Source organism: Desulfosporosinus sp. Sb-LF, assembly GCF_004766055.1.
Lineage (GTDB): Bacteria > Bacillota > Desulfitobacteriia > Desulfitobacteriales > Desulfitobacteriaceae > Desulfosporosinus.
Map to the genome: position 1 here is coordinate 81,175 of NZ_SPQR01000011.1, position 14,350 is coordinate 95,524.

Consider the following 14,350-nt stretch of genomic DNA (forward strand, 5'->3'; position numbering starts at 1 on the left):
GGTTTTAAGTCGACTTCGCATAGGATTATTATATAACAAAAAGGTTCCGAAAGTAGATAATTTTTACAATTATGGAACTTATATTTTGCGGTTGCGAGTATGTATTCTCCCATAACAAATTATCCCTCTCATGTTTAAACAGTATAGGGTTTTCCTAACTGTCTACATAAGAGGGATAATATCCACCCAACGTGAAAGGGGCTCTGAATTTCTCAAGGCTTATTATTTCTCTAATTGAGATTCAAACTCGTTAATGACTCCATCCATGACACTGATGGCAGCCGCTGATACAGGCACCACCTTATGCTCAGTTATAATTCGCTCGGCCTCAGCATAAGCACGTTCAGTGACACCTTTGCCGCCGGTCAAATCCATCCAAACTTCACGATTGCGCCGGTCAAAAATTGCGGCAATGGACATTTCTCTCATGTGTTTAAAGGTATGCGGATGAGTCATAAATTCCCCCCCTGGGCCAACTTCTTTGATGATATCCAGAGCCAGCGACTCATCGCTCAGATCGATTCCACCAATCACTTTGCGCACCCGGGTGAAGTTTTCGATATCCAGAACAAATTTAGCAAAATCAAAGGTTAAGCCGGATTCCAGACAGCCCGCCCCATAGGTAATATTCGCGCCGGACAAGGTGGTTAACAGCATAGTCAGTGAAGATTCATAGCCGGCTTGGGCATCAACCAATTTGCTGTCGGTCTGCCCACCATTCCCCCAGAAAGGTAACTTGTAATACTGGGCGACTCTGGCCAAAGCAGCACTCAACATTCCCCATTCCGGTGCCCCTACCGCAGCCACGGTGAACCGCAAGTCCATAATCGTGCTACAGGTGCAGTACATGGTGGGCGTGCCCTTTCTGGTCAATTGGGCCAAGACCAAAGTGCTTAGGACCTCGGCGTTATGCTGCACCAATGTTCCGCCTAAGGTAGCCGGCGCAGTTGCGCCGCTCAGCGCCATGGGGATGATAGCCACACCCGCGCCACCTCTCGCCGCAGTGATCGTGCCTTCACAGCATTGTTTGACTAAAACCAATGGACTGGTGGGACAGACGAAAGCGGTTACAAAAGGACGTTTCTCAAAATTCCCCTTGCTTCCGGCCACCGCATACGCCATTTCAAGGATTTTTTTAGCGCTATCACCCATACCAAAGGAAAGAAGAATATGCTTGGAAGTATTGGTTACCATGGCCTCAAAATTATGCAATGTTTGTGCCCCGGGGTTTTGATCGCCAGAACACATCGACCGCTCCACCATAGGCACCTGGTTATAGTAATCGCACAACAAGGTAGCCTGGGCCAAATCCTGCTTGACCGATCTCCGTATCTTTCTGCTTTGTCGGTCGATCACCTGAACATTCTCGCCAAAGGGACTCGCACCAGTTCGTTTGCCATCCACAGCATAGTCATCCTTCTCGTCACGGCCATAAAAAACGATACTGCTTGGCGCCCAGCGCAGGCAGTCTTCGACCACATAAGAAGGAATCTTCACGATAGAGTAGTCCTTATGTTTTTCCACCATACAGCCGGCGCCTGCAAAAATTTGCGTCGCTTCTTCCAGCTCAACCTTGACTCCCACATCCCGCAAAATTTCCAAACTAGCGAAATGGATCAAATCCAATTGCTCTTCGGTAAAAGTATTCAAACTAAAACCAGACATCATGGGAGTGCCTGCTCTTAATGTTCTCACACTCATCATCATTCTCCTCGTTATTTCGATTTGTCATCGGAGTTTAAGACAGGGTCAGCTTCGATTGCTGACGGCACAGTTTTTACCGCATCCCGCTGGAAATTTCCCCAGTCATCTTCCTTGATCACTTTAAAGAAACCTATAATGATGATGATAAAGATAAACAGCATGGGTAACGATACTAGGACACTAGAAGTTTGCACGGCTTTCAAGCCGCCGATGGCCATGAGGATCAAGGCCAAGATACCCAAGACAAAGACCCAGGAAATCCGGTTCCAGCCAGGTGGCTCCTGCTCGCCGGTTATTTTCTTAGTGCTCAATATGGCTAAGGTGTAGGCAGTACCGTTTAACAATGTAATCGTCGCCAAAAGTGTCATTAACAACATGACGAAAAGGAACATCTTAGGCAGGGGTAAGGATGCCCAGACCTGCACTACCGCCAATGCATTGCCTGAATTTTTCAAGGTGTCTGCCAACTGTGGCAGACGGTCATTAATAAAGGTATGCAATGTGTAGTTGCCAAAGACAGCGAAGAAAATCCATACACCCAGTCCTGTGGCAGTTAAAATTGCGATGCAAAATTCTCTAACCGTACGCCCTTTGGAGATCCGGGCAAAGTAAATACCCATTTGTGACGCATAGCTTGCCCACCAAGCCCAGTAGAAAATAGTCCACCATTGGGGGAAACCGTTAAAATCCTTGTTGCCAAAAGGCTCAGTATAAAAGCTCATTTTAAAGAAGCCATTCATCATATTACCCAAGCCTTCGCAGAAATTATTCAATATGAAGACTTTAGGGCCGACAATGAAAACATAGGCCAGAACTGCAAATATTAGCCACATCCGAATGTTGCTGATCAATTTAATTCCTTTATGAAGTCCGCTGTAAACGCAGAGAGAGATGGCGATGATCCAGAAAAGGATTAAACTGATATCCATGGTCATAGTCCGCGGGATGTTGAAAACGGAAACAATCAGTTCACTGGCCAATGGTGTAGCCAACCCAAGGGTTGTGGCTATCCCGCCCACGATGGAGAGAATCAGCAGGACATCAATCACTTTGCCGACCCAGCCACGGGTAATTTTATCACCCAAGAGCATAGCGCAGGCACTGCTGGCTCTATTCACGTCTTTCTTACGCACCCAGAACATATAGCCAAAGGCTACTCCCAAGGCACAGTACATGGAGTTACCAGTAAAGCCCCAGTGAAACAAGGGATAGGCAGTTGCCCATTGGTATGCTTCATAGGAAAACGGTTTTACGTCAAAGGGAGGTCCTGACAGATAATAAAATGGTTCAATGGTGGCCCACAAAACCACCGATCCGCCCAAGGCTGCGGTGAAAATCATAGACAGCCAGCTAAAAGTGGAAAATTCCGGTTTTTCATTACCAAATCTAAGAGTGCTGTATTTGCCAAAAATCATGTACAAACAAACTAACAAACAACCAAACGTGAAAATCTGATAAAACCAGCTAAAATTTCCAGTGACGAAGGCAAAAGAAATATCGATTATCTCACTGGCCCTTTTTAGATTAAGACCCAGATAGATGCAAACTCCTATTATCAAAATAATCGGTGCAAAGTACAAAATTTTATCGGTTTCTAACTTTTGAACCGTTTTCTGCGTGTCACTCATCAACCTTCTCCTTTCATAGTTACAATTATTTTTTTCCGTTTCTTCAAACATTTCTGTTAACGATTTGCATGCATCACCCCTTTATCCAATGCCTTAGGGTAATGAATGCCGAGGATAGCGTTAGCGTGAGTACGTTACTTTAACTATGTTCAGCCATCAATTTCCACATTCTCCGCATGGTAAAGTTAAACAATTTGCTGTAAGACTGCTCTTAGTTTGAAATTTCATTCATTGTCCTTGACAGACTGAGCAGATCCAGATTCTAAGGCCTTCCGGATGTCCGGATAAAAACAGTTTGACATTTCTTGACCTTAACTTTACCTCCTTTTGAATTTCTTTATCGTCCAACAGCAAAATGTCGTCTGCTGTTATATATAGCAAGATTCATGCCAAGGAAGATCATCCTTTACATAGCTTTTTACTACAATTTCCAACCCTGGCAAAATTGCTACCTCAGGGCCATTTTTCACAAGAAATTCCCTACTTAGTTAAGTTCATCACCCTTTAATGCTGGCGAGGTGTAAATATAACGAATAATAGTGTATAAAATCGTAGAGTCATCTACAATTTCATACACTATGTACTGTAAGACATGATTCAGTTGACGTTATACTTGGGTTGAGTTTCTTTCGTCGATTCTCTTCTAGTTCCAGTTGTTCTTGGCCATTCCTTCCGTACCGCTTTGGGTTTTCGTCCACGTTTTTTGGGAATCGCTCGACTGGGGCCTCTTTTGCGCAATACTTTCATTTGGAGGCTTTAATCAATGGTGCCATGGATGATTGGGTTAGCGTCATACCTTTTGTCTCAGGGGCCCAAACTACTGACGCTACTAAGCCAATAATCGTAATTATTGCCCCAATGAGCATTGTTGGTCCGATTCCATACTCTTTTATACTATACGGTAGAATAAACATAGCAAAAAATGTACAAATTTTGCTGGAAGCTACAGCAATCCCTATTGCCGTAGCTCGAATCTCAGTTGGGAAAAGCTCATTTGGATAAAGCCATTCCAAAATACCAGGGCCGCCAGAAAAGAATGCATAAAGTGCAAAGGCGCTAATGATAATAACTATAGGTGCACTCGGGAACATACCCAGAACAAGCATTGCTAAAGCCATTACAACAAAACCTATAATGCACAACCGGCGTCGGCCTACTGATTCCAGCCAAAACATCGCTGGAATACAGCCAATCAAGAAGAAGGCGCTGATTACTATATCACCTAATACGGCCATATTTCCTGATCCTAGGCCAAACGCATTCAATATCTGAGGGCCAAATGTATAAATAGCATACATCGGCAAAACCTGAGCTGTGTACAAGATAACCACAAATACCAATTTCTTTAAATATCCTGATTTAAATAATTTACTTAACTGAGTCTTTTCGATATGTTCATCCATTATAGGTTCAGCATCAGGGCCAAATATTTTCTTCACGATCACACGGGCCTCTTCAATACGCCCTTTACTCACTAACCATCGGGGTGATTCCGGTGTGCCCAAACGACCAATTACGAGAATTATAGCGGGTATGGCAGCACTTCCTAACATCCATCGCCAACCACCATTCACATCAAGTAAGAAGTAGCCTACAATGTCAGCCACAGTTGCCCCTACGTACCAAACCCCTGCAATGAATCCCATAGACATAGCCCGGTATTTTCGAGGCGTAAATTCCGCGATTATGGAGGTTGCTATCGGGTAATCGGCGCCTACGGCCATTCCCATTGCAAACCTTAGTATAAAAAGCTCAAGCGGGGTAGTAATAAACATCTGCATAATTGAAAGAATTATTATAGCGATTAGATCGATTGTGAACATAAGCTGACGCCCTACTAAATCAGTGACATATCCGAATACTAAGCCACCAACAAACAATCCTGCAAGTGCAGATGCCCCAATTAATCCAGTCCAAAAGACATCGAGATTAAGTCGGGGGCCTAATTGAATAAGCGCTAACCCAATAATAACCATAATATATCCATCTAAAAAAGGACCACCACTCGCAAAAGTTATCAGTTTCTTAAGAAAAGGATTAAACTCTACATCCTCTAACGTCGATCCCATATATCCATCCCCTTTTTCTTTTACCTAATTTAAAGCACTAATCCCCAGGAGGTTTGGAAGGTTACGAATCAAAAAATATAGTCCCTTACCTTTTGGTTGAATAAAGTGAGTTATGACTGTAAACTCGTGTTGAAAGTGGATAGTTTTGCTTTATTTTCGATTTCTCTTTTAAAGAACCGAGGTATCTGGAAAGTTATGGGCGATATTTCAGAAAATGCATCCTGGCATCGTAATCCAATGAGCTTAGGCTTCTTACACAATTTTCGGGTTATAGTAACCTCCATCAGTATGTAAATCTTTAATTTCCAGTTCTGCTATGCTGTGAACGATTTGCATCACCCATTCATCCAAGGGCAAAGGCTAATAGATGTCGAGGATAGCGTTGGCCTCGGCGTAAGCGCCTTATGTTAACTCTGTCAAGCCATCCAGGACCAGATTTGTCGCATGGTAAAGTTAAACAATTTGCTATGGGACTGCTCTTTGCTGAAAATTTCATTGTCCGTAACAGATTGAGGAGATAAGGAGGGATCTTTACGATGTCTGTTTCCGGATCCACATTGGCTCCGTCGTCAGCAATTATTTCCTGCGCCTCCCGGCTGTCAGGATAAAAACAGCACGACATTTCTTGACCTTAACTTTACCTCCTTTTGAATTTCTTTATCCATCAACAGCAACTGTCATCTGACTGTTATCTAACGCAAGATTCATGCCAAGAAAGACCATCTTTAACAAAGCCTTTGATAAAAATATTCCACTCCTAGTAAAATTGCCATATCAGGGCCTTCTTTTATATAAATTTCTACTTGATTAAATTTTATCACCCTTAGATGCCGGCGTGGTGTAAATATAACGAAAAATAGTGTAGAATATCGTAGAGTTATCTACAATTTCATACACTATGCACTGTTAAAACATGATTCAATGGCGTTATACTCCTGCCCTTTAGCAGGAGTATAACGCCATTGAATCATGTTTTAAATTTTTATAATTTGTAAAATTACACCAAGTAGAACCCCTATATCTTATTATTTGAAGCTAGAATAATAGAATGACCATCAATATATACACCGAAATGCTTATATCCAACCTTACTAACCAAGTAGGGGCAGCCAACGCTCCAGATACAATTTTTCGAATGTAACTTAGCCTAACTTTCCGGTAAACATGGCTTAAACCCCTGTTAAACTCCAATCCATCACAATACAGGAGTCACGCGAGCATTTTAGCGAAAAAATACGTCAAGTCATATTGTGGAAGTAAAAAACCGCTTTTCTATCGAAAACCGGCTTTTTACTTCCATACCCCTCGGGAATCTATGACCACGCTCAACCAAGTTATTAATAGCTTCTAAAGCCCAATGTCGCTAAGGTAAGTCAAGGGTAGGAGGAACTGCTGTATGAGTGTGTCCACTCAAGCGAATTGATAATTGCCAAATCTATTGATACTTTATCCATTCGTGAAGACTTAAAACAGTTTATCGGTTGGTTCGAGGCTCCTAAACACCAGGAAGAAGATACTACTTTTTGTATTGAAGATGTATCCACACCTACATTAACCTGATACCGGGACGTTATGCAAAGGATTACAGTATTAAAACCGGCTACGATTAACCGACGGCCCACGCCCACACAAAAGGATTTTTGAGTGGGCGTAGGCCATTACACAGAAAATTATTCGTCGTGGTGATCCGTCCAAGCCGATAAAGTAGTTCCTGAAGAAAAGGTTAGCCCGCGACAAATGACCGACAGTGAAGAATCTGCCTTAGTTGCAGCCGCCTTCGATACATTTACTCATGAATAAAGGGCCAGCCTAAAAAGTTGGCCCCATATATTTCATAGTTGTCCTTTTACTACCTCGCCCTCTTTCATAATCGCCCACATATTATTAGTAGACAAATTTTCGATATTATCAAGTGGGTTCTTTGTCAGAACAATAAGGTCGGCGAACTTGCCTGACTCGATAGTACCAGTGATGTTATCGACCTTGAGCATCTCAGCACCATTCTTTGTCGCGGCCATAATCGTCTGCATAGGAGTGAGCCCGGACTTGCACAAGGTATGGATTTCGGTTATTGCGTACCTACCATAGGGGGTTAGTCTACTGCAAAAGGAGTCAGAACCGACAACAATGCGAATGCCTTTCGCCACTGCGGTCTGGAAGTTGGCAATTGTGCGGTTAAGTTCTTTCTCAGCAGTATTATTACCAGGGAAGTGATCCAAAATAGTTCTATATGGTGGTTCATACTGGCTGTACCACTCGTAGAAGAACTGCAAGGTTGGGCAGAAGGTAATATTCTTCTCTCTCATTATGTCAAGGGTTTCTTCATCTAACTCCTGACCGTGTATAATGCAGGAAACTCCAGCTCTGGCTGAGTCTTTAGCACCGCTGTAACCCTCGGCATGAGACCAAACTGGAAGCCCAACCATAGAAGCCTCTTCTACAACAGCCATGATCTCTTCGTAGGTGTAATGCTGGTCAGCTTTTCGGTCTAGTCTCCAAGTTCCGCCACCTGTAGCCCAAATTTTGATGCAGTCGGGACCTTGACGCAAGCGTTGACGAACAGCTTTGCGTAGTTCCCAAGGTCCGTCAACCCGCTCAGCCCAAGGATGTGACTCTTCATTATATTCCAGCGACAGTTTGTGAGAATCGCCGTGCCCACAGGTTCTACAAAAGCCAAGACCTGATGTTATAATTCTCGGTCCCTTGATGACGCCAACTTCAATCATATTACGAAGGTCGATACCGAAGCGGGAAATCTCACCGACTGTGGTTAGCCCGTTCTCCAATGCTTCCTGAGCTTGGCCGGAAGAGACAACTGCTTTCTGGAACAGCGGCTCTAGAACCCAGTCGTTATCATCCGAGCTGAGGTTACCACAGAAGTGAAGGTGGGTGTCAATCAGGCCCGGTATAATCACAGCATCAGAAATATCCACGACCTGGTAGTCAGAGTCAACGTTTTTATTCTGTCCTGAATATACAATGTTTTTTCCTTCAATAAGAACAAGCGATTTTTCTACAGGATCCTTTCCTGTGCCATCAATCAGTAATGCCCCCCTAAGAGCTATTTTTGATGTTGGCATACTTTCATCTCCCATACATCATAAATTCTAGAAGTAAAGACATCCATAAAATTCTTACCTAAGAGACTCAGCTACTGCAGCGCAGGTTACTTTTCCTTACACTACATAACATTCACACCTAAGGACAACATTACTTTTTAGAGCAGCGTCCCCTTTGTAAGCTGACCCTAGGGTATAAAACTAGAGTTACATTGGTTAGGGCAAATGTTGATGTTCGAGCGACGGACCGGTCATGTTGCTACGAAGTTTTAATTATCTAAAAATCATCCGTGTTAACCTCCTTAATGATTTTATTTAATACATTAGCAACTATCATGCCAAGGCATAGGGCATCAACGTCTTTCGTTTGCAAAACCTATTAAGGAGATAAAATAGTTGAAATCATCTGCCTTACCCATGTTTTTCGTCCTTATCGCTTGTCAAAAGAGGACATTAATATGCTTATAAAACCTCCCTATTGTGACTTAGACCTGCAATAATGAATATCATCCATTAGAATAGAATGAATGGCCCCTGTAGCTACAAACGCTGTATTGTACAACAAATTATTTATTTCACACCAATACTTGAGAAAATTTATCTGTGGGTCTACAGATCACTATCGTGAATTAAATTCAATAATATCTCCCAAGTATGATAAAGTATTAATTATAGTCACTACATAGCAGGAGGCATTTTTCATGACAGAACAGTTACTAATTGGGTTAATTATCCTCGTAGTCGTTGCCATCATTTTACTCATTATCTTATTAACACGCTCGTCACGCTCTCCCTTTATACAGGTCGAGGGTAAATTAGCTACACTAGAGAAAAACTTGGAACGCAACGAACGACTTGTTAATGGCGAAATCTCCAGGAACCGAGAAGAATCCACAGCCAATGCCCGACAAGTTCGTGAAGAGCTAAATCAATCCGTCCGTTCATTTAACGATTCCGTGCTCTCTCGTATGGCCGAAATCGCTAGCCTTCAGCGCAATCAATTAGACATTTTCGCCACTCAGCTAGCCTCTCTCACCAAAACGAACGATCAAAAATTAGAACAGCTACGCAAAACAGTGGAAGATCGCCTTATCCTTCTCCAAAAGGACAATGGACAGAAATTAGACCAAATGCGTGCGACCGTTGACGAAAAACTAAGTGCTACACTTGAGCAACGCTTGGGAGAATCTTTCAAATTAGTCAGTGAGCGCTTAGAAGCAGTGCACAAAGGGCTTGGGGAAATGCAAACCTTGGCTTCAGGTGTCGGTGACTTAAAGAAAGTCCTCACCAATGTAAAAACCCGAGGCATGTGGGGAGAAATTCAACTTGGGAATTTATTAGAGCAAATTCTCACTCCTGAACAATATGCCACGAATGTTGTGACTAAAGTTGGGAGCAACGATCGCGTTGAATTTGCCATCAAGCTCCCCGCTCGAGATGGTCAGGACAGCATTATTTGGCTCCCGATCGATGCCAAATTTCCGGTGGAAGATTATGAACGCTTAATTGAAGCACAAGAACAAGCTAATATCCCACGTATTGAAGAACTGGGTAAATCTCTGGAAAACCGCATTAAGCTGGAGGGGAAAGCGATTCGTGACAAATACATCGATCCCCCCAATACCACAGACTTTGGTATTTTGTTCTTACCCGTTGAAGGATTATATGCAGAAGTATTACGTCGTCCTGGCCTTTGTGAAATCCTTCAACGGGAGTACAAAATCGTCGTAACTGGGCCAACCACATTAGCTGCCCTCCTCAACAGCCTACAAATGGGGTTCAGAACCCTAGCCATAGAAAAGCGCTCTAGCGAAGTCTGGAACTTGCTGAGCGCAGTGAAAACGGAATTTGGCAAATTTGTGGAAGTCCTTGAAAAAACACAGAAGAAACTCCAAGAAGCGAGTAACACCATTGAAACTGCGACCAGAAAGTCTCGAACCATTGCGCGAAAGCTTAAAAATGTGCAGACTCTTCCTGCTAACGAAGCCGAATTACTACTTGAGCAAGGGATAGATTGCGGAGAATAACAACGGGATCAAGTATGATGAGATAATAAATCGTGACATATTAGCAAAACAAGCGCTCACTTTAATATCAATTAAAGTGAGCGCTTGTTGATGCCTCCCACATCCTATGATAAAATCCCCTCAGTTGAAGGAGCTTTTCGTGGTTTCCACGTTCAACGACCTGACCGCAATCGAGAACTAGAATCTCATCCATCTTATCTAATCCGATCAGGCGATGAGTAATAACTAAGGTGCTACGCCCTTCCATAAGTTGATAGATCTCATCTATGACCTTGCGTTCGGTCAAGGGATCAAGTCCTACCATGGCTTCATCTAGTATCAAAATTGGGGCGTTTTTTAACAAGACACGAGCAATTGCCAAACGCTGCCTCTGCCCCCCCGATAATTTGAAACCACCTTCCCCTACAAGACTGTCATACCCTTGGGGTAAGGAAAGAATAAAATCATGAAGTTTGGCCTGCTGTGACGCACGAATTAGTTCTTCCTCCGTTGCCTCAGGTTTCGCCAATAGGAGATTTTCCCGTACTGTCGCATTAAAAAGATGCGTTCGCTGAGTCACGACCCCAATAAATCCCCGAGCATCCTCCAGAGTGTACTCTCGTAACGAATGTCCCCCCAACTCAATCTCTCCCTCGTCGTATTCCCAAAAACGCAGGAGAAGATTAACGACACTAGTTTTGCCAGCTCCACTCGGGCCGACAATCGCCACCTTGCCTTGTTTGGGAATACGAAATGACAGATGATTCAAAGCCCAAGGTTCGTTTGCCTTATATTTAAAGCTTACATCTTGGAAGACTAGACCTGATTCATCCGGTTGGGGAGACAGTTTAACAGCGCTCTTGACGGCGGGCTCGCCCTCGATCAGCTCCAACAAACGCTCCGCAGCGGCCCGGTTTTGTTCCAGATAATGAGGAACTAAGGCTAAAGGAAACAAAGCTTCGAAACTACTGAAGGCCCCCAGAGCTAACATCCCCAGGTTGACTCCGTTTAATTTCCCTTGTTCGACGAGTAGAATCCCCAAAACCAAGACTAACCATAGGCCGAGATGGGCAATCATCCCCGTCAGAGCTGAGGATAGCGCGGAAAGAGAAACAATTCTGCACTGCCGTCCCCTTAAGTCCCTATCTGTTTGTTGAATTGTTGCTAAGTAAGTTTTCACTTGACCATAAGCCACCAATTCCGTCATTCCCAAGAGGGTATCGGCAACCTTCGCATTCAGCTCTGATTTTAGTGCGACCATTTGACTCCCAAAGCCTTGACTTAAGACTTTTATTCCCCACGGGATTCCAATCCCCGCCACCAGAAAACAGGCGGCAAGAATCATGGAAAACCGTACATCATAACGCGCCAAAAAGAATCCATATCCGAAGAGAACCAGTACAGCGACGAACGGAGGCGCAAAGACACGCAAATAAAGGTTCTGCTGACTCTCTACATCCGCCACAATCCGGCTCAACAGATCTCCATTTCGTAAGCTTAATAGCCGAGCTGGAGCCAACGGTTCGAGCCCCTGATAAAACTTAACTCGGATTTGGCTTAAGATCCGAAACATCACGTCATGAGACACATAACGTTCTAAGTAACGGAAGACTGCGCGAGAAAGCCCGAAGAAGCGAACTCCGACGATGGTTACCATTAAATCGAGGATTGGCGGATGAAGGGCAGCCCGGGCGAGCAGAAAGGCAGATGTCGCCATTAAGCCGACATGACTCGTAATCGCAAGAGTACTTAAAATCAACGCCAACAAAATTCGCGGCCAGTAAGGTATCATCAAGTAAATCAACCATGTCATGCTCTTCATCTTCATATAGACTCTCCTCGGTATTCCGTAAGCAAGCGGTAATAGAGCCCCTGCACGCTCATCAATTCCTCGTGATTACCCTGTTCGACAATATGCCCTTGATCCATGACTAAAATGCGATCTGCTTGACGAACCGTACTCAGTCGATGGGCAATGATTAAAGTTGTCTTGCCTTGCATCAGCCGTTTTAGGGCCAGCTGAACAGCGTATTCACTTTCAGTGTCAAGGTTCGACGTCGCTTCATCTAGAATAATCAAAGGAGCATCTTTCAAAAAGGCCCTGGCGATAGCGATTCTTTGGGCCTGTCCCCCACTCAAGCGAATGCCCCCTTCTCCAAGGGGCGTATTATAGCCCTCTGGAAATTCCAAGATGAATTCATGGGCTGACCCCTCTTTTGCCGCGTTTTTAACCTCTTCCAACGTTGCGGAAGGCCGACCGAAGTGAATATTTTCCGCTATGCTCCCTGCAAAAAGATAGGGATTCTGGGGAACGTATGAAATCTGTTCCCGCCATCTCTCTGGCGACATCGTCTTAAGTAAACAACCATTGACAAAAATCTCCCCCTTTGTGGGTTCAATAAAGCGAAGCATAAGATGGGCAATCGAAGTTTTTCCCGCTCCACTTGGGCCTACAAGAGCAATCATCTCACCAGAATGTAGGGAGAGCGTGATACCGTTTAAGGCCGGCACCTGTCTCTGCGGGTAAATTAGGCTGACGCTTTCAAAGGAGATATGAAACTTGGAGGATAAGTCATTGTCGTCTTCTTTCTTCTTGTCATCACTCATCAGAGGAAAATCCAAGATCTCAAAGATTCTGCCCGCAGCATTGACTCCAGATAACCCAGCGTGGAAATTCAAACCAAGAGTCCTTAATGGGGTGTAAAACTCGGGTGCCAGAAGCAAGAGGAATAACCCCGTTGAGTAGGTGAGCGTTCCATTCACGAGCCTTAACCCTATGGTTACGGCAACTAATGCCGTACTCATAGTTGCTAAGAATTCTAAGACAAGAGCCGACAAAAAAGCAATCCTCAGCACACCTAATGTTGCTTTACGAAACGAATCACTCACTCTCTCAATTACTCGTATTTGATCTTTTGCCCGACCAAATACTTTAAGGGTCGTCATTCCCTGCAAAACATCTAAGAAATGGGCACTCATCCAGCTGAGACTTTGCCACTGCCGAAGGGAACTTTTCTCAGCTAACTTTCCAATCAGAATCATAAAGACAGGAATAAGCGGTCCAGTCAAGAGAAGAATCAACCCAGATTTCCAATCTAAGGGAAACACAAATGCTAAAATAAGAAGGGGAATTCCTGCGGCCAGAATCAGTTGGGGAAGGTACTTGGAAAAGTACTCCTCTAAGGATTCAACCCCATCCACCACGGTTGTGATTAGTTCTCCGGTCCTTTCCCCCCGTGCATACACTGGTCCCAATGCGACAATGTGGCTCATTAAGCGTTGACGCAGACTTGACTTGATACGGGAAGCCGCTTCATGAGCACTTACTTCACTGACCCATTGAAAAACTGTCCGCACCACAATGATTTTGAGAATCTGGAAAAGTGAATGCCGAAGTGAATAAAAGGTAGCTCCCTCTAGAAAGGCCTCTGCAACGACCCGAGAGAAAAACCAAGCTTGGGCAACAGCCAGTAACGCGGTCCCAATGCACATTCCGACCGCGAGTAACAGATACCCCCAAACAGGTCTCCCCTCTTGAACTAACCTTTTATTAAACATTTAGTCATCTCCTAGGAGTCAGTTTTATTTTCACGTTCACACACGTTCCATGGCTATTCGTATGACGAGAAGGCTAAAACACTATAGTTTTCTTTGCAAAGAAACTTTCTCTGGCTTAGGTCCCCACGAAGGTTTGGAGCGGTGTTAAGCGCCTCGCGTAAGTTAGGGACGGTTCTCGACTGGCATCCATCCGTAATTTTGTAGTAATTCACGACAATTCACTTTTTATAAATATCAGCTATCATCTATAATCCTATAAATTCACGGAAGGATTTCTGTCCCAAGCTAAGAAGGCTGAGCAAAAGATAAAAAGATAAAGGAACAAG

Annotated in this window: 7 protein-coding genes; 1 reads left to right on the forward strand and 6 read right to left on the reverse strand. The window is 44.0% G+C overall.

Translation table 11 applies throughout. From position 1 onward, the window contains the following. Positions 1 to 222: 222 nt before the first annotated feature. The 4 genes from E4K68_RS16030 to E4K68_RS16050 form a co-directional block, all read right to left on the reverse strand. The gene (locus tag E4K68_RS16030) at positions 223 to 1,668 is read right to left on the reverse strand and encodes a trimethylamine methyltransferase family protein (protein WP_199241801.1); all 1,446 of its coding nucleotides are present in this window, start codon (positions 1,666 to 1,668) and stop codon (positions 223 to 225) included. Between the two features lie 47 nt (positions 1,669 to 1,715). After that, positions 1,716 to 3,332, reverse strand: coding sequence for an L-carnitine/gamma-butyrobetaine antiporter (caiT, locus tag E4K68_RS16035; RefSeq protein WP_135379927.1), 1,617 nt, complete (start codon positions 3,330 to 3,332; stop codon positions 1,716 to 1,718). 743 nt (positions 3,333 to 4,075) lie between these two features. Then, the gene (locus tag E4K68_RS16040) at positions 4,076 to 5,401 is read right to left on the reverse strand and encodes an MFS transporter (protein WP_135379928.1); all 1,326 of its coding nucleotides are present in this window, start codon (positions 5,399 to 5,401) and stop codon (positions 4,076 to 4,078) included. Between the two features lie 1,832 nt (positions 5,402 to 7,233). Continuing rightward, positions 7,234 to 8,481 carry an amidohydrolase family protein gene (locus E4K68_RS16050; RefSeq protein ID WP_135379930.1) on the reverse strand — a complete coding sequence of 416 codons (1,248 nt, stop codon included), beginning with the start codon at positions 8,479 to 8,481 and terminating at the stop codon, positions 7,234 to 7,236. A 680-nt stretch (positions 8,482 to 9,161) separates the two neighbouring features. Between E4K68_RS16050 and rmuC the strand changes: the two genes are divergently transcribed. Then, complete coding sequence (gene rmuC, locus E4K68_RS16055; protein WP_135379931.1) at positions 9,162 to 10,487, forward strand: DNA recombination protein RmuC; 1,326 nt, start codon at positions 9,162 to 9,164, stop codon at positions 10,485 to 10,487. Between the two features lie 67 nt (positions 10,488 to 10,554). Here rmuC and cydC read toward each other — a convergent pair whose 3' ends face one another. Together cydC and cydD are read right to left on the reverse strand one after the other, a co-directional pair. Further along, complete coding sequence (gene cydC / locus E4K68_RS16060) at positions 10,555 to 12,288, reverse strand: thiol reductant ABC exporter subunit CydC (protein ID WP_135379949.1); 1,734 nt, start codon at positions 12,286 to 12,288, stop codon at positions 10,555 to 10,557. Positions 12,289 to 12,290: 2 nt separating this feature from the next. After that, complete coding sequence (cydD, locus tag E4K68_RS16065; protein WP_135379932.1) at positions 12,291 to 14,024, reverse strand: thiol reductant ABC exporter subunit CydD; 1,734 nt, start codon at positions 14,022 to 14,024, stop codon at positions 12,291 to 12,293. Positions 14,025 to 14,350: the final 326 nt, after the last annotated feature.

What these genes read in the sequence shown, in the direction of transcription:
- E4K68_RS16030 (WP_199241801.1), bottom strand. Translation starts at nt 1,668, where the DNA reads ATGATGTCTGGTTTTAGTTTGAATACTTTTACCGAAGAGCAATTGGAT.
- caiT (WP_135379927.1), bottom strand. Translation starts at nt 3,332, where the DNA reads ATGAGTGACACGCAGAAAACGGTTCAAAAGTTAGAAACCGATAAAATT.
- E4K68_RS16040 (WP_135379928.1), bottom strand. Translation starts at nt 5,401, where the DNA reads ATGGGATCGACGTTAGAGGATGTAGAGTTTAATCCTTTTCTTAAGAAA.
- E4K68_RS16050 (WP_135379930.1), bottom strand. Translation starts at nt 8,481, where the DNA reads ATGCCAACATCAAAAATAGCTCTTAGGGGGGCATTACTGATTGATGGC.
- rmuC (WP_135379931.1), top strand. Translation starts at nt 9,162, where the DNA reads ATGACAGAACAGTTACTAATTGGGTTAATTATCCTCGTAGTCGTTGCC.
- cydC (WP_135379949.1), bottom strand. Translation starts at nt 12,288, where the DNA reads ATGAAGAGCATGACATGGTTGATTTACTTGATGATACCTTACTGGCCG.
- cydD (WP_135379932.1), bottom strand. Translation starts at nt 14,024, where the DNA reads ATGTTTAATAAAAGGTTAGTTCAAGAGGGGAGACCTGTTTGGGGGTAT.